We start from the raw sequence: 19164 nt of genomic DNA, 5'->3' as shown, positions 1-19164 counted from the left end.
CGATGGCACTGACGATCTCACTCTTTCACCGCCCTGGCAGCGTCCTCTTCCTGGATGACGACACCGACTACCTGGAAATGCTGGGCATGGTCATCCCCTCGCACTGGCAGGTCGAGCTCTATTCACGCCCCTCGGGCTTCGCCGCCCGCATGCAGAACGAGCCCGCGCGCTGGGAGGCCGACGCCATGGCCCAGCTGCAGATGATCGAGCGCTGGCGGCAGGGTCAGCCGCTGCTGCCGCAGGTGTTGCGGTACTGGGCCGTGAGCGCCTCGCGCTACGAGCTGGCCCAGATCTGCGTGGTGGACTACGCCATGCCCGGCACCGACGGCCTGCGGGTGCTCAACACCCTGCTCGACTGGCCGGGCTCGCGCGTGCTGCTGACGGGCCAGGCGGACGAGCAGATCGCCATCCAGGCCTTCAACAACGGCTTGATCGACCAGTTCGTGCCCAAACAGACCACGGACATCACGCGCCACCTGCTCGGTGTGCTGCGCAAGCTGTCCCAGACGCCACACCCCCGGCTCAACACGCTGTGGCGTGCCGCCCTGCGGCCGGCGCAGCAGTCCATGCTGCAGATCCCGTCGGTGGCGCAGGCGCTGCGCGCCTACACCGAGCAGCACTGGGTGGAGTACGTGGTGCTCGGCGAGCCCTTCGGCCTGGTCGGCCTGGACTCCATGGGCAACTGCCACTGGCTGCAGCTCGAACCCACGGCCAGCCTGCCCGATCTGGCCGAGCTCGCGGGCTCGGCCGGGTTGGGCTTCGATGCCGTGCGTGCCGTGCAGGCCGGGCAACGGCTGGCCGCCGTGGAACTGCACCAGCAAATGGGCCTGCGGGGCCCGGTGCGGACCGCGCAGGCTTTCCCGGTCGGGGACGACGGCGTGCTCTCCGGCGCCCTGTTCAGCCTGGACCGCGCCGACCTGCCCCAGCCCATTTATGCCTACCGGCACTTTCTGGAAGCCCAGGGCGGGCGCGAGGTTCACGACACTTAGGCCGCCAGGGCCTCCTCCTGGGCACCGGCCTGCACGCGGGCGCGCCGGGCACAAGGCCAATCCCAGGGTTTGACGATCGGCGCGATCTCGCGCGCCACCGCCTCCAGGTGATCGAGTTCGGCCTCGGTCAGCGCCGCGTTGAGCGTGAGTCGCACCAGGGCGCGCTTGCTGCTGGTGGCCGGGGCGCAGAAGATGGCGCCGAACACGCCGCGCTTTTCCAGCTCGTCGCGCAGGCGCATGGTGTCCGGCTCGGTGCCGGCTTCCAGCGAAATGATCTGCTCGGTGCCCTGGTGGATCCAGTAGCCCAGGCCGCCCAGGGTGTCGCGCACCCGGCGGGTGATGGCCTTGAGGCGGGCCCGCTCGTCGTCGGCCTTCTGCAGCACCTCGACCGTGGCCCGCAGGCCGGCGATCTCATGGGGCAGCAGGCAGGAGCTGAAGATGTTGGGGAAGCTCGAGCTCAGGATGTAGTAACGCATGCTGGCCGGTGCGGTGAAGAAGCCGGCGCGCCCCGCGACCGACTTGGCCAGGCTGGCGGAAATGAAGTGCACCCGGTCCGTCAGGCCGAGTTCGGCGCACAGGCCCGCGCCGCCCGGGCCGTGCGTGCCCAGGGAATGCGACTCGTCGACCAGGATCATGCTGCCGTGCTTTTCCACCACCTCGATCATGGCTTCCAGCGGGCACACGGAACCGGTGGTGCTGTAGACCGAGTCCACCACCACCACGCCCGGGCCGTTCTTGGCCATGATCTTGTCCAGGTGGGCCGCGTCGTTGTGGCGGAAGGCAAAAGCCGGCGCGCGCGCGGCATGGGCCCCTTCCCACAGGGAAGCGTGCGCCTGGGTGTCCAGGTACACCGGGGTGTTGGCGTCGGCAATGGACTGCAGCAGGCCGACGTTGGCCGAGTAGCCGGACTGGCAGACGAAGGCGTCTTCCTTGCCGACCCAGCCCGCAAGAGCCATTTCGAGCGCGCGCGTGGGGTGCTGCTGGAGGAGGAACACACCCGACTGCACCACGAACTCGCTGGACTTGGTGATGGCCTCGACCTGGGCCGCGACGATGCTCGGGTGGCCCGTCACGCTCAGGTAGTCGTTGCCGTCCAGGCGCACCGCATTGGGGCCGGGCGAAGAACCGTGCAGCACGAACTTGCCGCCCCAGTTGCCTTCCCAGCGGGGTTTGAAATCACGTTCCATCCGCTGAACCAGGGTGGCGGCCAGCGGTGGGTTCTTGTAAACGGCGTCTTGAGCGCGTTCCAGCGTTTCCATGGGATTCCCCTTAGCGGATAGAAAACCCCATTAAAAAAAGAAATCCGTGAAAAAACACACGACCCCTGTCAGGTTTGACAGGGGTTATGAGGCTTTCTTCTCAAGTTTCGGCTCGTTCTGCCGACAGGCGGTTACGCGGCGTAACAACCCTTGAATGGCTGGCTCAGTTCTGGCGCCAGGGCAATTCGCGGAACCGCCACCCCCCTTTGCGCCCCCGGTGGGCGTCGGCATCGGGGTCGCCTTCGAAGCCTTCGAGGATGTTGTAGGCCTCCAGCCCGAGCTCGGTGGCCCGCTTGGCGGCGGCAATGGAGCGCACGCCGCTGCGGCACAGCAGCACCAGCTTCTTGCCGCCGGCCGCTTCCCGCACCTGCTGATCGAAGGTCGGGTTCAGCGCCATGCCGGGCCACTGCTTCCAGGCAACGGGCACCGCGCCCGGCACAAAGCCCACCCACTCCCGCTCCGCGTCGGTGCGCACGTCCACCATCACGGCCTCGCCGCTCTGGACCCAGCGCCAGGCCAGTTCGGGCGATACGTCACCGGCGTAGGTGCCCTGGTGGGCGCCCGAGGGCGGCAGGGGTTGCATCTGCAGCGCGCCGTCGGCGTCGTGGCGCAGGCCGGACGTGAGGTTGGCCGGCACGGCCTCGTCGATGCGCCGGGGGCGCGGCAGGTTCAGCGAGTTCATCAAGGCCACGAACTCGGCCTCGGTCTTGCCCGCCACCCGCGTGTTGGTGGTTTTCTCGCGGCCGATGCTGGAACACGAACGGCCCTGGTAGTCGTGGCCGGGCCAGACGATGGTGTCGTCCGGCAGCGCGAACAGCACCTGGGTCAGGCTGCGGTACAGGGCCTCGGCACTGCCCGACTGGAAATCGGTGCGGCCACAGCCGTTGATCAGCAGGGTGTCGCCGGTGAACACGTGGTTGCGCCAGAGAAAGCTCATGCTGCCGGCGGTGTGGCCCGGGGTGTGCAGGGCCTTGAGCACCTCCCCGCCGAACTTCAGGGTGTCGCCATCCTGGAGCTGCACGCCCGCGGTGCCGATGCCACACCCCAGGGGCGCGGCGGTCTTGGCGCCAGCCAGCTCGGCCAGCCGGCCCGCGCTGGTGATGTGGTCCGCATGGGCGTGGGTCTCCACGGTCCAGACCAGTTTCAAGCCGTACTCCCGCAGGGTCGCGAGATCGCGCTCGATCTGCTCATCCACCGGATCGATGAGCAGCGCGTCGCGGCTGAGTTGGTCGAACAGCACGTAGGTGTAGGTGCTGGAGGCGGGGTCGAACAGCTGGATCGGTTTCATCTGAAAGCACAAGTGGAACTCGGGGGCCGACCATCATGCCCGAGGCTGGGCGTCATGGATTTTCAACAGGGCGTGAAGATATTTTCACGCCCATTTTTGGTGCCGGAACAGCCAAAAACAAGGGCTTGCGGCCACGTGTATTCACTGGTCGGTGAAAACCCTGCGCTCCGCAGTGGCACCTTGGGCGCATCATCGGCGCCTCATCAACCCGACTGGAGACAACAGATGACTGACAAGAAGACCGTCACTTCGCGCCGAGGCATGCTCAAAGGCGCCGCCGTCGCGGCCGGCGCCATGTCCGTGCCCATGATTGCCACCGCGCAGACCACCACGCTGCGCTTCCAGAGCACCTGGCCGGCCAAGGACATCTTCCACGAGTACGCAGGTGATTTCGCCAAGAAGGTCAATGACATGGCCGGCGGTCGTCTGAAGATCGAGGTGTTGCCAGCGGGCTCGGTGGTACCGGCCTTCCAGCTGCTGGACGCGGTGGCCAAGGGCACGCTGGACGGCGGCCACGGCGTGGTCGCCTACTGGTACGGCAAGAACTCCGCCCTGGCCTTGTGGGGTTCCGGCCCGGGCTACGGCATGGACGCCAACATGGTGCTCGCCTGGCACAAGTACGGCGGCGGCAAGGCGCTGATGGAAGAGATCTACAAGAGCCTGAACCTCGACGTGGTCTCCTACCTGTACGGCCCCATGCCTTGCCAGCCACTGGGCTGGTTCAAGAAGCCGGTGTCCAAGGTCGCCGACATGAAGGGCCTGAAGTTCCGCACCGTGGGCCTGGCGGTGGACGTGTTCACCGACATGGGCACCGCTGTCAATCCGTTGCCCGGCGGCGAGATCGTGCCGGCGCTGGACCGCGGCCTGATCGACGCGGCCGAGTTCAACAACGCCTCCAGCGACCGCGTGCTGGGCTTCCCCGACGTGGCCAAGAACTGCATGCTGCAGAGCTTCCACCAGTCCGGTGAGCAGTTCGAGATCCTGTTCAACAAGACCAAGCTCAACGCCCTGCCGGCCGAACTCAAGTCCATCATCGAGTACGCGTCGGAAGCCTCCAGCGCCGACATGAGCTGGAAGGCCATCGACCGCAACTCGCAGGACTATGAAGCGCTGAAGAAGGGTGGCGTGAAGTTCTACAAGACGCCCGATCCGATCCTGCGCGCGCAGCTGGCTTCGTGGGACAAGACCATCGCCAAGAAGGCGGCCGAGAACCCCTTGTTCAAGAAGGTGCTCGACTCGCAGAAGGCCTTCGCGCAGCGCGCCGGCCAATGGCAGAACGACTACACCGTCGACTTCAAGATGGCCTTCAACCACTACTTCGCCAAGAAGAGCTGAGACCCGCAGGCCGGGACGAGGGGCATGGCGCCGGCGCGATGCCCCTTTTTTTTTTGCCCGTTTCACCGCGCCGGCTGAGGAATGACGATGCAATCCATCTTGTGGACCATCGATCGGCTGTCCACGCTGATCGGCAAGGTCTTTGCCTGGTGCGCCCTCCTGCTGACGCTGCTGATCAGCTGGGAGGTGTTTTCGCGCTATGTGCTGAACGAACCCCACGCCTGGGTGCTCGACGCCCAGATCATGTTGTACGGCACCATGTTCATGACGGCCGGCGCCTACACCCTGTCCAAGAACGGGCACGTCCGGGGGGACGTGCTCTATGGTTTCTTCCAGCCGCGAACCCAGGCCACCGTGGATCTGCTGCTCTACATCGTGTTCTTCCTGCCCGGCATCATCGCGCTGACCTGGGCCGGCTGGGTCTACGCCGGCGAATCGCTCGCGATCCGCGAACAGACCTTCTCGGCCGACCCCCTGCCGCTGTACCCCTTCAAGTATGTGATCCCGCTGGCGGGCATCACGTTGCTGCTGCAGGGCCTGGTGGAGATCGTGCGCTGCGTCCAATGCATCCAGACTGGCGCCTGGCCGGCGCGTGAAGACGACGTGCAGGAAGTCGACGTCGAAAAACTCAAGGAAATGGTCAACGTGAAAGACGAAGACATCGCCGCACTCGACGCCGTGGTCGTCGCCCAGGAGAAAAAACAATGAAGCTGCGCAAGGAACTCTGGTTCGGCCTCAGCTTCATGGCCCTCATCGTGGTGCTGGCGGCGGGCGTGCTGCTCAGCGCCGAGACGATCACGCAAGGCCACCTTGGCCTGCTGATGCTCTCGCTGGTGGTGGTGGCGATCATGCTGGGCTTTCCCACCGCGTTCACGCTCATGGGCATGGGCATGCTGTTCACCTGGCTGGCCTATGAGCGGGATGTCACGCGCACGCTGGACCTGATGGTGCAGTCGGCCTACAAGACCATGGCCAACGACGTGCTCATCGCCATCCCGCTGTTCGTCTTCATGGGCTACCTGGTCGAACGCGCCAACCTGATCGAGTCGCTCTTCAAGAGCATGCACCTGGCCATGGCCCGGCTGCCCGGCGCTCTGGCGGTGGCCACGCTGGTGACCTGCACCATCTTCGCCACGGCCACCGGCATCGTCGGCGCGGTGGTAACCCTGATGGGCCTGCTGGCCCTGCCGGCCATGCTGCGCGCCGGCTACAGCGTGCCGCTGGCGGCTGGCGCCATCACGGCGGGGGGCTGCCTGGGCATCCTGATCCCGCCTTCGGTGCTGCTGATCGTCTACGGTGCCACGGCCGGCGTGTCCGTGGTCCAGTTGTACGCCGGTGCGTTCTTCCCCGGGCTGATGCTGGCTACCCTGTACATCTTGTACGTGATCATCGTGGCCAAGCTCAAGCCGCAATGGGCGCCGCCGCTGAGCGCCGAAGAGCGCCAGGTCCACCTGCCCACGCTGACCCAGCGCCTGACCACCGACCCGACCGCCCATGCGGTGCTGGGCTTGCTCAAGGGCCGGCGCAATGCCGGTGTGCCTCTGTCGCACCTGCTCAAGCAGATCTGCCTGGCCGCGCTGCCCGCGCTGATCTTCGCCGCGGTGATGATCCCGAGCTACCAGGCGGTCACCACGGTGAGAGCCGAGGCGGTGTACGAGATCGAGGAAATCGGCGCCAGCCGCTCCAGCGCCTCCGCAGGCGGTGGCCTGGCCGAGCCCCCGGCCGAAGGGGGCCTGGCCGAACCGCCATCCGAATCGGGCGGCCTGGCCGAACCTCCGGCAGACCCCGATGTGCCCGAGGCCGCCGGCGCCCTGCAACCCCCTCCCGGCGCCGAAGCCGCCGCGGCCGAACCCGCCGCTGCGGCGCAAGCAGCGGTCGAAGGTGTCGAGGTAGACAAAGAAATCGCCACGACCCAGCCCGCACCCACCTGGTGGTGGGTGGTGTTTGCGGTCATGGGCGCGCTCGTCACCCTGTTCTACCTGTTCCTCAGCTTCGCCCGCCTTGAAATCTTCAAGATGCTGCTGGCCTCGTTCTTCCCGCTGGTGCTGCTGATCCTGAGCGTGCTGGGTTCGATCGTGCTGGGCCTGGCCACGCCCACCGAGGCCGCGGCCATGGGCGCGCTGGGCGGCATGTTGCTGGCGGCCGCCTACCGGCGGCTCAACATGGCCGTGCTCAAGGAGTCGGTCTACCTGACGGCCAAGACATCGGCCATGGTGTGCTGGCTGTTCGTGGGCTCGGCGATCTTCTCCGCGGCGTTCGCGCTGTTGGGCGGGCAGGCACTGGTGGAGCAGTGGGTGCTCAGCATGGAACTCACCAAGATCGAGTTCCTGGTGATGACCCAGATCATCATCTTCCTGCTGGGTTGGCCGCTGGAATGGACCGAGATCATCGTGATCTTCATGCCGATCTTCATTCCCCTGCTGGCCCATTTCGACGTGGATCCGCTGTTCTTCGGCCTGCTGGTGGCGCTGAACCTGCAGACCGCCTTCCTCAGCCCGCCGGTGGCCATGGCCGCGTTCTATCTCAAGGGCGTGTCCCCGCCGCACGTCACGCTGAACCAGATCTTCCTGGGCATGTTGCCGTTCATGGGCATCCAGATCCTGGCCATCGTGCTGCTGTACATGTTCCCCGGCATCGGCCTGTGGCTGCCGCAGCTGCTCTACAAGTGATCTGACGGGTCCGATCCACCCCAGGGGGCGCTTCGGCGCCCCTTCTTTTTTGGGGGAAACGGGTTATATTACGTTTACGTAAACGTCAATTGACCGGATGCGCGAAGAATCGTGTCCGAGCCCCCTAGCTGGAGACCGCATGCCCCGCCCGAACGACGCCTCCCTGCCCTTTCCGCGCGCGGCCTTGCGCGCGGGCAAGAACGGCGCGTGGCGCGACTGGCAGATCGAGCCGGTGGCCGAGGGCGCGCCGGCCGCCAAGGTCTCGCTCAAGAAGCTCAAACCGGACGCCAAGCCCTTTTCCAGTGGCGACAAGGCGGCCGACCAGGCCAGCGTGCAGGCCATCGCCGAAGAACTCGACGGCCTGCAGGACCTGTTCTACGCCGACCGCCGCTTCAAGCTGCTCGTGGTACTGCAGGGCACCGACACCGCCGGCAAGGACGGCACCGTGCGAGGCGTGTTCGCGCGCACCAGCCCGCTGGGCGTGCACACCGTGGGTTGGAAAGCCCCGACCGAGGCCGAGCGCGACCACGACCACCTGTGGCGCATCCACCAGCAGGTGCCCGGCGCCGGCGAGACCATGGTCTTCAACCGCAGCCACTACGAAGACGTGCTGGTGCCGGTGGTCAACCGCTGGATCACGCCCGCCCAGACCGCTCAGCGCTACGCGCACATCAACGACTTCGAGCGCCTGCTCGCCGAGACCGGCACCGTGATCCTGAAGTTCATGCTGCACATCGGCAGCGACGAGCAGCGCCAGCGCCTGCAGGAGCGCGTGGACGACCCGACCAAGCACTGGAAGTTCAGCGAGGGCGACCTCGACGTGCGCAAGCAGTGGGCCGACTACCAGCGCGCGTACGAGGCGCTGCTGGCCCGCACCAGCACCCCCTGGGCCCCCTGGAACGTGGTCCCCGCCAACTCCAAGACCCACCGCAACCTGATGATCGCGACCATCGTGCGCGACACCCTCAAAGCCCTCGATCTGCGTTACCCGCCGCCCAAGCCCGCCTTGGCCGGCCTGCGCATCGAATGAGGCTTTCCGCCATCCGCCCCCAGAGAGAGACACCATGAGCAACCTCGCCGCCGAGTACCAGGCACTGGCCAACTACCGCCCCACGCACAAGGTGCGTTTCGTCACCGCCGCCAGCCTGTTCGACGGGCACGACGCCGCCATCAACATCATGCGGCGCATCCTGCAGGGCATGGGCGCCGAGGTGATCCACCTGGGCCACAACCGCTCGGTGGACGAGGTGGTCACCGCCGCGCTGCAGGAAGACGCTCAAGGCATCGCCATCAGCTCCTACCAGGGCGGCCATGTGGAGTACTTCAAGTACATGGTGGACCTGCTCAAGAGCCGGGGCGGCGAGCACATCCAGGTGTTCGGCGGCGGCGGCGGCGTGATCGTGCCAGCCGAGATCCGCGAGCTGCAGGACTACGGCGTGACGCGCATCTACAGCCCCGAAGACGGCCAGAAGATGGGCCTGGCCGGGATGATCGGCGAGATGGTGATGCGCTGCGACCGCGACCTCAGCCCCTACGCGCCCAAGGCCTTGGCAGCCATCGAGGGCGGCGGTGAGATGAACTGGCGCGCGCTGGCCCAGCTCATCACGGTGCTGGAGAACGGCAGCGCGGACGCGGCCATCGTCTCGGCCCTGCGCGAGCAGGCCCAGACCAGGAAGGTGCCGGTGCTCGGCATCACCGGCACGGGCGGCGCGGGCAAGTCCTCGCTGACAGACGAACTCGTCCGCCGCCTGCGGCTGGACCAGGACGACCGCCTGCGCGTGGCCGTGATCTCCATCGACCCCTCGCGCCGCAAGAGCGGCGGCGCGCTGCTGGGCGACCGCATCCGCATGAACGCCATCAACCCCTGGGGCCAGGGCCCGCGCGTCTACATGCGCTCGCTGGCCACGCGCGACTTCGGCAGCGAGATCAGCGCCGCCCTGCCCGACGTGATCGCGGCCTGCAAGTGCGCGGGCTTCGACCTGATCGTGGTCGAGACCTCCGGCATCGGCCAGGGCGACGCGGCCATCGTGCCGCACGTGGACCTGCCCATGTACGTGATGACGCCCGAGTTCGGCGCGGCCAGCCAGCTCGAGAAAATCGACATGCTGGACTTCGCCGCCTTCGTGGCCATCAACAAGTTCGACCGCAAGGGTGCGCTCGATGCCCTGCGCGACGTGGCCAAGCAGGTGCAGCGCAACCAGGAAGCCTGGAGCACACCGCCCGACCAGATGCCGGTGTTCGGCACCATGGCCGCGCGCTTCAACGACGACGGCGTGACCGCGCTGTACCAGGCGCTGAAAGTGCGCCTGGGCGACCTCGGCCTGCCGTTGCAGGAGGGCCGGCTGCCCGCCGTGAAGGTGCGCCACAGCACCAACCAGACGCCCATCGTGCCGCCCGCGCGCACGCGTTACCTGGCCGAGATCAGCGACACGGTGCGCGGCTACAAGAAGAAGGCGATCGAGCAGTCGCGCCTGGCGCGCGAGATCCAGCAGCTCAACGCCAGCGCGGCCATGCTGCGCAAGGACAAGCCCGAGCGCGCGCGCGCCGCCGAGGCGGTGATCGACCTCGCTCAATTGCGCGAACTCGACCAGGATCCGGCCGCTCGCAAGCTGCTCGCCCAGTGGCCCGACATGCAGAAGGCCTACGCGGGCGATGAGTATGTGGTGAAGATCCGCGACAAGGAGATCCGCACCGCGCTCACCACCAAGAGCCTGTCGGGCACCACCATCCGCAAGGTCGCGCTGCCCAAGTACGAGGACCACGGCGAGATCCTGAAGTGGCTGATGCTGGACAACGTGCCCGGCAGCTTCCCCTACACCGCCGGCACCTTCGCCTTCAAGCGCGAGGGCGAGGACCCCACGCGCATGTTCGCCGGCGAAGGCGACGCCTTCCGCACCAACCGCCGCTTCAAGCTGCTCTCCGAAGGCATGGCCGCCAAGCGCCTGTCCACCGCCTTCGATTCGGTCACGCTCTACGGCAATGACCCCGACCCGCGCCCCGACATCTACGGCAAGGTGGGCAACTCCGGCGTGAGCATCGCCACGCTCGAGGACATGAAGGTGCTCTACGGCGGCTTCGACCTCTGCCACCCGGCCACCTCGGTCTCCATGACCATCAACGGCCCGGCGCCCAGCATCCTGGCGATGTTCATGAACACCGCGATCGACCAGAACCTGGAGAAGTTCGAGACCGAAAACGGCCGCCAGCCTACCGCCACCGAGGCCGCCAAGATCCGCGAATGGGTGCTGGCGAACGTGCGCGGCACGGTGCAGGCCGACATCCTCAAGGAAGACCAGGGCCAGAACACCTGCATCTTCTCGACCGAGTTCTCGCTCAAGGTCATGGGCGACATCGCCGAGTACTTCGTGCACCACGACGTGCGCAACTTCTACTCGGTGTCCATCAGCGGGTACCACATCGCCGAGGCCGGCGCCAACCCCATCAGCCAGCTCGCCTTCACGCTCTCCAACGGCTTCACCTTCGTGGAAGCCTACCTCGCGCGCGGCATGCACATCGACGACTTCGCGCCCAACCTGAGCTTCTTCTTCAGCAACGGCATGGACCCGGAGTACACCGTGCTCGGCCGCGTGGCGCGCCGCATCTGGGCCACCTCGATGCGCGACCGCTACGGCGCGAACGAGCGCAGCCAGAAGCTGAAGTACCACGTGCAGACCAGCGGCCGTTCCCTGCACGCGCAGGAGATCCAGTTCAACGACATCCGCACCACGCTGCAGGCGCTGATCGCGATCTACGACAACTGCAACAGCCTGCACACCAACGCCTTCGACGAGGCCATCACCACCCCCACCGAAGACTCGGTGCGCCGCGCGATGGCGATCCAGCTCATCATCAACCGCGAGTGGGGCCTGGCCAGGAACGAGAACCCCAACCAGGGCGCCTTCATCATCGACGAGCTCACCGAGCTGGTGGAAGAGGCCGTGCTGCAGGAGTTCGAGAAGATCGCCGAACGCGGCGGCGTGCTGGGCGCGATGGAGACCGGCTACCAGCGCGGCAAGATCCAGGACGAGTCCATGCACTACGAGATGCTCAAGCACACCGGCGAGTACCCGATCGTGGGCGTGAACACCTTCCGCAACCCGCACGGCGACCTCACGCCCGAGACGCTGGAGCTCGCGCGCTCGACCGACGACGAGAAGCAGAACCAGCTCAAGCGCCTGGCCGACTTCCACGCGCGCCATGCCCATGAGTCGCCCGCCATGCTGCAGCGCCTGCGCCAGGCCGTGATCGAGAACGGCAACGTGTTCGAGGTGCTGATGGACGCGGTTCGCGTGTGCTCGCTCGGCCAGATCACCAGCGCGCTGTTCGAGGTGGGCGGGCAGTACCGCCGCAACATGTGAGCCTCGGGCCTCACGGCCCCAGGTTCACATCGGGTTCGCCAGCGGCAGGTTGAGCAGCAGGTTCTGCGGCTTGAGCTTGAGCAGGCCATCGGGCCCCATGGCCAGGCCCAGGTAGACCGGCTTGCCGCGCACGTCGGCACGCATGTCCATGGGGTCGGCGAAGCTCAGCCGGAACAGGCTGATCAGCCGGCGCTGGCGCTCGGAGTCCACCTCGTTGCCCAGGTAGAGGTCGTTGAGCAGCGCGGTCGAGGCCACGTCCAGCCCCACATGCCAGCGCCACGACGGGTCTTCCACCCGCGCTTCGGGCTGGATCTTCACGGCCACGCCGTGGAAATGGCGCACCCACTTCTCCAGCACCGAGGCCAGCGCCTTCAGGCCCGAGCGGGAGCGCGTCATGGTGAGCGTGAGCCCATGCGGCAATTCGTTCTGGATTTCGTGCGTGAGGTCGAGCACGAAGTTGAAGCGCCCAGCCCCCTCCCGGCTGCGCAGGTAACGCGGCGCGTTGTCGTCGCCCAGCACCTCGATCTGCGTGGCCGGCAGGGCCGCGCCGCCCTGCACCAGCAGGCGCCCCAGCTCGCCCAGGCCGCCGGTTTCATTGAGCAGGTCCAGCACCTCGCTGTCGCCGCTGAGCACGCGGCCGTCCTGCACGCTCACGCGCTGGCGGCGAAACAGCATCTCGGCCGCGCGCCAGGCCCAGGCGTCGGGCTCGTCCTCCAGCAGGCGGCACACCAGGGCCTGCACCACCAGGTCCAGGAACAGCGGCGGGATCTGGATGGCGCCGGCCTGGAAGAAGCCGGCGTAGGCGGCTTCGAGCGAGCCGGCGGCGATCACCGCGTCCCGGAAGCCCAGGAACAGGCGGTGGTTGGCGCGCGCGTCGTCGTCCTCGAAGGCGTCCAGCTCGGCTGCCGTCACGGCGCGCGTGGGCGCAGCCATCAAGGCAGCGTGCAGCGCGCGCTCGGCGGCACAGGATTCCTCGACCAGCGCGAGTTCCGGGCGCTGCAGCCAGAGCCGCCAGTAGCCGTCGGTGGGGCTCAGCCAGCCGCGCGCATCGCGGTTGAGCAGTTCGTGGCCGCAGGACGACCAGATGGGGAGAGAAGGGGCGTCGGACATGAAGAAAACCCGCTGCGCGCGGGGGCGCGTGGCGGGTTGGGAGTCGAGGGGTGAACGCATTGTCGTTCACCCGCGGCGGCGCCGGGGCGCCGCAGGTTCAGGGTGCGGCCTGCAAGGCGCCGGCTTTGCGGCTGCCCGTGATCGCCCGCGAGGCGTAGGGCGCGGGCGCATCGCGCGTGTAGGTCGCATCCGGCACGCCGGGCAGCGCGATCAGGGCCTGCAAGGCCGCGTTGGGCCAGAAGTTCGGGCTGCTGATGCTGGTGGCACCCGCCAGGTTGCTCGCCACCGAGCTCACGTTGTTGGACTGCGAGGCGTTGCCCGCGACGTAACCGCCCGTGATCGCGGTCTGGTTGCCGGTGCCCGCGAACAGGTTGGCCGTGAGCGTGACCGACGAGGTGCCGTTGGCGATGGCCAGAAAGGCGCCGCCCGAGCGGGTGATGGTCACGGTGTTGTGCACGGCCTCGAAGGTGTTGGTCGGGTTCGACAGGCCTTCGGCCCCGTAGGAGATGGCATTGGGGTTGCTCGCCTGCGGGCCCTTGTGAAACAGGTTGCCCTTCAGGACCACCTTGCCGCCGTTGGGGAAATCGGCCAGGTAGCTGGAAGTGCCGCTGGGCCCGTCCATGAAGTAGCTGTTCTGGATGATGGACTCGCGCGCCCGGCTCTTGAGGTTGTGGCCAACCTTGGCCTCGTGGAAATAGCTCGAGTTCACCGTCAGCCGGTCGATCTGGTTGACGTAGATGTTGTGCGTGTAGCCATCGCCCAGGCCGTTGCGCGCGAACTCCGAACTCTCGATCGTGATGGTGGCCGAACCGGCATTGGCCAGGATGCCGTTCTGGTTGTCGTAGAAGCCGCTGTTGAGGATGCGCAGGTCGCCCGTGTGCTCGGCGCGGATGCCGGCGCCGTTCTGGTCGGGCACCGTGGTGTCGCGGAACTCGATGTTGTCGATGGTGATGTTCGCGCCCGACACCACCCACAGGCCCTTGCCCCGGGCGTTGTTGCCGTTGGCGAACAGGCGCGCGCGGCTGCCCACGCCGCAGATGGTGAGGTTGTTGACGGTCCAGGAGGCGACGTCGCCCCGGTAGTCGCCGCCCGCGATCTTGATCACATCGCCCGCCTGCGCCACCGCGGCCGCCGCGCTGGGCATGGCATAGGTCTGGCCAGGCCCCACCTGCAGCACCCGGCCCGGTGCGGTGTCGCACGCCGCGCCGGCCGACAAGGGGGGCGCCGGCGACGGCGTGGAGCTGCCGCCCCCTCCGCCACCACCGCCCGACGGGCTGTCGCCATCACCCCCGCCCCCTCCGCCACCACCGCCACCACACGCGCTCAAGGTGGCGGCCAGCAACAGCGCGAAGCCAGGAACAACGAGGGAAGAGGACAGACGGCGAGCAGGGGCGCTCAGGTGCGGAGTGGGTTGGATGTTCAAGATAGGCAACGGAAGAAAAACAGACACCGGCCAGGCAGGCCAATCGTCCGCGTTCTGATGAAGGGGTCCGGATCCATCGAAGACAAGGGTACGGGGTGGAGTATCGCCGCTCAGCGCCCTGCCCCGCGCCAGGACCGGGAAATGGTCGCCAGTGTGGCCGCTGGCACCGGGTCGCCTGCCACAGAAGGTGTTTTTATGTAACCGAGATTCGCCGCCCTGCCCCGCAGCCCCGCTGGGCGCGGCTTCGGCCGTAACAGCTCATACGCTTTGATGCATGAAAAAGGCCCGCGCGAGGCGGGCCTGGGAAGCGGTGTGCGGACCGGGCTCAGGGCGCGGACTGCAGCGCGCCGACCTTGCGGCTGCCCGAGATCGCGCGCAGTGCGTAGGGCGCGGGCGCGTCGCGGGTGTAGCTGGCGTCGGGCACCACGGACAGGGCAATCAGGGACTGCAGCGTCGCGTTGGGCCAGAAGTTCGGGGTGGCGACGTTGGACGCGCCCGGGATGTTGCTGGCGACCGAGGTCACGTTGTTCGACTGCACCGCGCTGCCGGCGGCGTACCCGCCGGTGATCAGCGCGGGGCTGCCCGTGCCGGCGAACAGGTTGGCCGTGAGCTTGACCGAGCTGGTGCCGTTGGCGATGGCCAGGAAGGCACCGCCCGAGCGGGTGATCACCACCGTGTTGTGCACGGCCTCGAAGGTGTTGCTCGGGTTGGACAGGCCTTCGGCGCCGTAGGAGATGGCGTTGGGGTTGTCCGCGTTCGGGCCCTTGTGGAACATGTTGCCCTTCAGCACCACCTTGCCGCCGTTGGGGAAGTCGGCCAGGTAGCTCGACGTGCCGGTGGCGCCGTCCATGAAGTAGCTGTTCTCGATCACCGACTCCTTCGCCCGGCTCTTGAAGTTGTGGCCGATCTTGGCTTCGTGGAAGTAGCTGGAGGTCACCGCGATGCGGTTGATCTGGTTCACGTAGATGTTGTGCGTGTAGCCATCGCCCCGGCCGTTGCGGCCGAACTCGGAGCGGTCGATCGTGATCGTGGTCGCGCCGGCCGCGGCCAGGATGCCGTTCTCGTTGTCGAAGAAGCCGCTGTTGCGCACCGTCAGGTTGACGCCGGGTTCCACGCGGATGCCGGCGCCGTTCTGGTCGGGCACGGTGGCGTTGCGGAACTCGATGTTGTCGATCGTGATGTTGGGGCTGGAGACCACCCACAGGCCCTTGCCCTGCACGTTTTTCCCATCGGCGAACAGGCGGGCCTTGCCGCCCACGCCGCAGATGGTGAGGTTGCTGGCCTTCCAGGTCGCCGCGTCACCGCGGTAGTCGCCGGCGGTGATCTTGATCACGTCACCGGCCTGCGCCACGGCGGCGGCGGCGCTCGGCACGCTGTAGGCCTTGCCCGGGCCCACCTGCAGCACGCGGCCGGTGGCCGTGTCGCAGGCCGTGCCCGAGGGAGCGGGTGCCGGCGCGGGTGCGGGAGCGGGAGCAGGGGCTGGCGCCGGTGCAGGCGCGGGTGCCGGTGCCGGTGCAGGCGCGGGTGCCGGTGCAGGCGCGGGTGCCGGTGCCGGTGCCGGTGCAGGAGCGGGGGCTGGTGCGGGTGAAGGCGCCGGGGCGGGAGCCGGTGCAGGTGCAGGCGCCGGGGCTGGCGCGGGCGCGGCAGCGGCCATCACTTCACAAGTCTTGGTCGCGCCCTTGGCGGGATCGCTGCCGAAATAGCTGGCGGTGCAGATGCCGGCCGTGCGGACCGTCTTGTATGCCCAGCGGGTGCCGGTGCCATAACGCACGTTCTTCGTGCCGGAGAACCAGAAAATCTTGCCTTCGTTGGCGACCTTGGTCCAGGTCGCGGAGGCCGTCTGAGCCTGGGCCGGGGCTGTGGCGGCCACCATCGAGAACATGACCGCACAGGCGGCCAACACACCGGCGTGCGAAGCCGGACGGGAGAGGGAATCGAGTTGGGACATGGGAAGAATCACCTGAGAGCTGAAGAAAGAACGGCCGCCTCCTGAACACGGGTCTTCCGTGCCCTCCTGCCTGGCGGTCCGGCGGTTTATGGGGATGACTGCAGTGCGCCCGCCTTGCGGCTGCTTGAGATCGCCCGCGAGGCATAGGGCGTGGGCGCATCGCGCGTGTAATTCGAGTCCGGCACCACCGACAGGCCGATCAGGGCCTGCAGCGCCGCGTTGGGCCAGAAGTTCGGGCTGGCGATGCTGCTGGCGCCCGGGATGTTGCTGGCCACGGAGGTCACGTTGTTCGACTGCGCCGCGTTGCCGGCGGCGTAGCCGCCCGTGATCAGCGACGGACTGCCCGTGCCGGCAAACAGGTTGGCCGCGAGCGTGACCGACGAGGTGCCGCTGGCGATGGCCAGGAAGGCGCCGCCCGAGCGGGTGATGGCCACGGTGTTGTGCATGGCCTCGAAGGTGTTGGTCGGGTTCGACAGGCCCTCCGCACCGTAGGAAATGGCATTCGGGTTGCTCGCCTGCGGCCCCTTGTGGAACAGGTTGCCGCGCAGGTAGACGCGGCCGCCGTTCGGGAAGTCGGCCAGGTAGCTCGACGTGCCCGTGGGGCCGTCCATGAAGTAGCTGTTCTCGATCACCGTCTCCCGGGCCCGGCTCTTGAGGTTGTGGCCCACCTTGGCTTCATGGAAGTAGCTGCGGCTCACCGTCAGGCGGTTGATCTGGTTGACGTAGATGTTGTGCGTGTAGCCATCGCCCAGGCCGTTGCGCGCGAACTCGGAGCCTTCGATGGTGATGGTCGACGAACCCGCGTTGGCCAGGATGCCGTTCTGGTTGTCGTAGAAGCCGCTGTTGAGGATGCGCAGGTCGCCCCCGTGTTCGGCGCGGATGCCGGCACCGTTCTGGTCGGGCACCGTGGTGTCGCGGAACTCGACGCTGTCGATGGTGATGTTCGAGCCGGTGACCACCCACAGGCCCTTGCCGCGGGCGTTGTTGCCGTTGGCGAACAGGCGGGCCTTGCCACCCACGCCGCAGATGGTCAGGTTGTTGACGGTCCAGGAAGCGACGTCGCCCCGGTAGTCGCCGGCGGTGATCTTGATCACGTCACCCGACTGCGCCACCGCGGCCGCGGCGCTGGGCATGGCATAGGTCTTGCCCGGTCCGACCTGCAACACGCGGCCGGTGGCGGCATCGCAGGCGGTGGCCGAGGGTGCCGGTGCCGGTGCCGGTGCCGGCGCTGGGGCAGGAGCAGGAGCAGGAGCAGGAGCAGGGCTTGGCGCGGGCGAAGGGCGAGGTGCTGGCGAAGGAGCCGGGCTCGGCGCTGGCGCCCCGGCCACCGGTTCGTTGACCGTGCCACCACCCGTGGCCGTCCCTCCGCCGCCCCCACCACCGCAGGCGGTGAGCGTGGCCGCGAACAGCACGGCCAGCAAGGGCAGCGACTTGCGGGTCGAAGGGCCCTCCATCCAGGGCGTCGGGGTCGGAATCGGAGTCGGGTTCATATCGGCGGCACAAAAACACCTTGACGCTCACACGAGGGCGGCGGCAGGGGCGATCGGGAAAGGGTTCCAGGTCACACTGCGCTGCAGTGTCGGACAGGCCAGGAACGTGAGATAAATCACCACGATGGGCGGAGACCCGCTCAGCGCGAACGGAGTATCAGCTTCCCAACGGCTTGGAGTCCGGCACGAAAGGTGTGGGTTGGTAACAAAATTCCCCGCCCGAAAAGGGGTGTCCGGTGGAGGGCGTGTGCGCGATGTCCGCCCGCCGACCGGTGGCTGGTAACACGCCATACGTTTTGAAACCAGCCCGAAGGCCGTCACACTCGGGATTCACCGACTCACAATACCGCCATGCAAAAAAACCTCAGCCTCATCGGGGTGCCGACCGACATCGGCGCCGGTGCCCGCGGTGCCTCCATGGGCCCCGAGGCCTTGCGCGTCGCGGGCCTGGCCACGGTGCTCGAAGGCCAGGGCCTGAGCGTCGCCGACCGCGGCAACCTCGGCGGTCCGGCCAATCCCTGGTTGCCGCCCACCGACGGCTACCGCCACCTGGGTGAAGTGGTGGCCTGGAACCAGAGCCTTCATGAGGCCGTGCACGCCGAACTCGCGCTGGGCCGCCTGCCCATCGTGCTCGGCGGTGACCACTGCCTGGGCCTGGGCTCGATCAGCGCGGTGGCGCGCCACTGCCGCGAGGCGCGCAAGAAGCTGCGCGTGCTCTGGCTCGACGCCCACGCCGACTTCAACACCGCCGCGCTCACGCCCAGCGGCAACATCCACGGCATGCCGGTGGCGCTGCTCTGCGGCATGGGCCCGCCCGAACTCACCGGCATCGGCGGCACCACGCCGGCCATCGACGCCGGCGTGGTGCGGCAGATCGGCATCCGCAGCGTGGACGCGGGCGAGAAGCGCCTGGTGCACCAGGCCGGCCTGGAGGTGTTCGACATGCGCTACATCGACGAGATGGGCATGCGCCACACCATGGAGCAAGCGCTGATGGGCGTGGACGAGCAGACCCACCTGCACGTGAGCTTCGACGTGGACTTTCTCGACCCGGAGATCGCGCCCGGCGTGGGCACCACCGTGCTCGGCGGTCCGACCTACCGCGAGGCGCAGCTGTGCATGGAGATGATCGCGGACACCGGCCGGCTGTGCTCGCTCGACGTGATGGAGCTCAACCCCGCGCTCGATGTGCGCAACCGCACCGCCGAGCTGGCGGTGGACCTGATCGAAAGCCTGTTCGGCAAGTCCACCCTGATGCGAAAAAACTAAAGTTGTAACTCAATTACAACCAAAGG

13 protein-coding genes and 1 pseudogene are annotated in these 19164 nt (G+C 67.5%); 7 read left to right on the top strand and 7 right to left on the bottom strand.

Annotation, left to right across the window (positions count from 1 at the left end; all coding sequences use genetic code 11):
- Positions 1–2: 2 nt before the first annotated feature.
- Positions 3–989, top strand: coding sequence for a response regulator (locus ABSY19_RS17775; RefSeq protein WP_291111072.1), 987 nt, complete (start codon positions 3–5; stop codon positions 987–989).
- On the opposite strand, the gene cqsA is transcribed toward ABSY19_RS17775, so the two are convergent.
- The 3 genes and pseudogenes from cqsA to ABSY19_RS17760 all read right to left on the bottom strand — a co-directional run.
- Complete coding sequence (gene cqsA / locus ABSY19_RS17770; protein WP_291111070.1) at positions 986–2248, bottom strand: alpha-hydroxyketone-type quorum-sensing autoinducer synthase; 1263 nt, start codon at positions 2246–2248, stop codon at positions 986–988. The genes ABSY19_RS17775 and cqsA overlap by 4 nt on opposite strands.
- 163 nt (positions 2249–2411) lie before the next feature.
- Positions 2412–2831, bottom strand: coding sequence for a rhodanese-like domain-containing protein (locus ABSY19_RS17765; protein ID WP_382163850.1), 420 nt, complete (start codon positions 2829–2831; stop codon positions 2412–2414).
- A 24-nt stretch (positions 2832–2855) separates the two neighbouring features.
- Positions 2856–3536: pseudogene (locus ABSY19_RS17760) on the bottom strand (MBL fold metallo-hydrolase); the annotation flags it as partial.
- 225 nt (positions 3537–3761) lie between these two features.
- Here ABSY19_RS17760 and ABSY19_RS17755 point away from each other — a divergent pair.
- The 5 genes from ABSY19_RS17755 (at position 3762) to icmF (ending at position 11898) form a co-directional block, all read left to right on the top strand.
- Positions 3762–4871, top strand: coding sequence for a TRAP transporter substrate-binding protein (locus ABSY19_RS17755; RefSeq protein ID WP_382154117.1), 1110 nt, complete (start codon positions 3762–3764; stop codon positions 4869–4871).
- Between the two features lie 87 nt (positions 4872–4958).
- Positions 4959–5579, top strand: coding sequence for a TRAP transporter small permease subunit (locus ABSY19_RS17750; RefSeq protein ID WP_382154114.1), 621 nt, complete (start codon positions 4959–4961; stop codon positions 5577–5579).
- Positions 5576–7540: a TRAP transporter large permease subunit gene (locus ABSY19_RS17745; RefSeq protein ID WP_382154111.1), complete on the top strand. Its 1965-nt coding sequence runs from the start codon at positions 5576–5578 to the stop codon at positions 7538–7540. The genes ABSY19_RS17750 and ABSY19_RS17745 overlap by 4 nt, the downstream gene beginning before the upstream one ends.
- Before the next feature lie 139 nt (positions 7541–7679).
- On the top strand, positions 7680–8570 hold the full coding sequence (locus tag ABSY19_RS17740) for a PPK2 family polyphosphate kinase (RefSeq protein WP_382154108.1): 891 nt from the start codon (positions 7680–7682) through the stop codon (positions 8568–8570).
- A gap of 34 nt (positions 8571–8604) precedes the next feature.
- Positions 8605–11898 (top strand): fused isobutyryl-CoA mutase/GTPase IcmF, encoded by a 3294-nt coding sequence (gene icmF, locus ABSY19_RS17735; protein WP_382154105.1) that lies wholly within the window; start codon positions 8605–8607, stop codon positions 11896–11898.
- Between the two features lie 24 nt (positions 11899–11922).
- Here the strand turns inward: icmF and ABSY19_RS17730 are convergent, their stop codons facing one another.
- From ABSY19_RS17730 to ABSY19_RS17715, 4 genes are all read right to left on the bottom strand, one after another.
- Positions 11923–13008: a DUF6352 family protein gene (locus ABSY19_RS17730; RefSeq protein ID WP_382154102.1), complete on the bottom strand. Its 1086-nt coding sequence runs from the start codon at positions 13006–13008 to the stop codon at positions 11923–11925.
- A gap of 97 nt (positions 13009–13105) precedes the next feature.
- The gene (locus ABSY19_RS17725; RefSeq protein WP_382154099.1) at positions 13106–14431 is read right to left on the bottom strand and encodes a right-handed parallel beta-helix repeat-containing protein; all 1326 of its coding nucleotides are present in this window, start codon (positions 14429–14431) and stop codon (positions 13106–13108) included.
- Between the two features lie 325 nt (positions 14432–14756).
- A complete protein-coding gene (locus ABSY19_RS17720; protein WP_382154096.1) occupies positions 14757–16379 on the bottom strand; it encodes a right-handed parallel beta-helix repeat-containing protein in 1623 nt (540 codons plus the stop codon).
- 86 nt (positions 16380–16465) lie between these two features.
- On the bottom strand, positions 16466–17869 hold the full coding sequence (locus tag ABSY19_RS17715) for a right-handed parallel beta-helix repeat-containing protein (protein ID WP_382154093.1): 1404 nt from the start codon (positions 17867–17869) through the stop codon (positions 16466–16468).
- A 351-nt stretch (positions 17870–18220) separates the two neighbouring features.
- Between ABSY19_RS17715 and rocF the strand changes: the two genes are divergently transcribed.
- Complete coding sequence (gene rocF / locus ABSY19_RS17710; protein WP_382154090.1) at positions 18221–19138, top strand: arginase; 918 nt, start codon at positions 18221–18223, stop codon at positions 19136–19138.
- Positions 19139–19164 lie beyond the last annotated feature (26 nt).

The organism is Hydrogenophaga sp. ANAO-22 (assembly GCF_042466645.1).
GTDB lineage: Bacteria > Pseudomonadota > Gammaproteobacteria > Burkholderiales > Burkholderiaceae_C > Hydrogenophaga.
The sequence above is the reverse complement of the archived record's forward strand: the minus strand, read 5'-3'. Positions and strand labels throughout refer to the sequence as shown.

Excerpts from the sequence above, each read along its gene's own strand:
- ABSY19_RS17775 (WP_291111072.1), top strand. The coding sequence starts at position 3 with ATGGCACTGACGATCTCACTCTTTCACCGCCCTGGCAGCGTCCTCTTC.
- cqsA (WP_291111070.1), bottom strand. The coding sequence starts at position 2,248 with ATGGAAACGCTGGAACGCGCTCAAGACGCCGTTTACAAGAACCCACCG.
- ABSY19_RS17765 (WP_382163850.1), bottom strand. The coding sequence starts at position 2,831 with ATGCAACCCCTGCCGCCCTCGGGCGCCCACCAGGGCACCTACGCCGGT.
- ABSY19_RS17755 (WP_382154117.1), top strand. The coding sequence starts at position 3,762 with ATGACTGACAAGAAGACCGTCACTTCGCGCCGAGGCATGCTCAAAGGC.
- ABSY19_RS17750 (WP_382154114.1), top strand. The coding sequence starts at position 4,959 with ATGCAATCCATCTTGTGGACCATCGATCGGCTGTCCACGCTGATCGGC.
- ABSY19_RS17745 (WP_382154111.1), top strand. The coding sequence starts at position 5,576 with ATGAAGCTGCGCAAGGAACTCTGGTTCGGCCTCAGCTTCATGGCCCTC.
- ABSY19_RS17740 (WP_382154108.1), top strand. The coding sequence starts at position 7,680 with ATGCCCCGCCCGAACGACGCCTCCCTGCCCTTTCCGCGCGCGGCCTTG.
- icmF (WP_382154105.1), top strand. The coding sequence starts at position 8,605 with ATGAGCAACCTCGCCGCCGAGTACCAGGCACTGGCCAACTACCGCCCC.
- ABSY19_RS17730 (WP_382154102.1), bottom strand. The coding sequence starts at position 13,008 with ATGTCCGACGCCCCTTCTCTCCCCATCTGGTCGTCCTGCGGCCACGAA.
- ABSY19_RS17720 (WP_382154096.1), bottom strand. The coding sequence starts at position 16,379 with ATGTCCCAACTCGATTCCCTCTCCCGTCCGGCTTCGCACGCCGGTGTG.
- ABSY19_RS17715 (WP_382154093.1), bottom strand. The coding sequence starts at position 17,869 with ATGAACCCGACTCCGATTCCGACCCCGACGCCCTGGATGGAGGGCCCT.
- rocF (WP_382154090.1), top strand. The coding sequence starts at position 18,221 with ATGCAAAAAAACCTCAGCCTCATCGGGGTGCCGACCGACATCGGCGCC.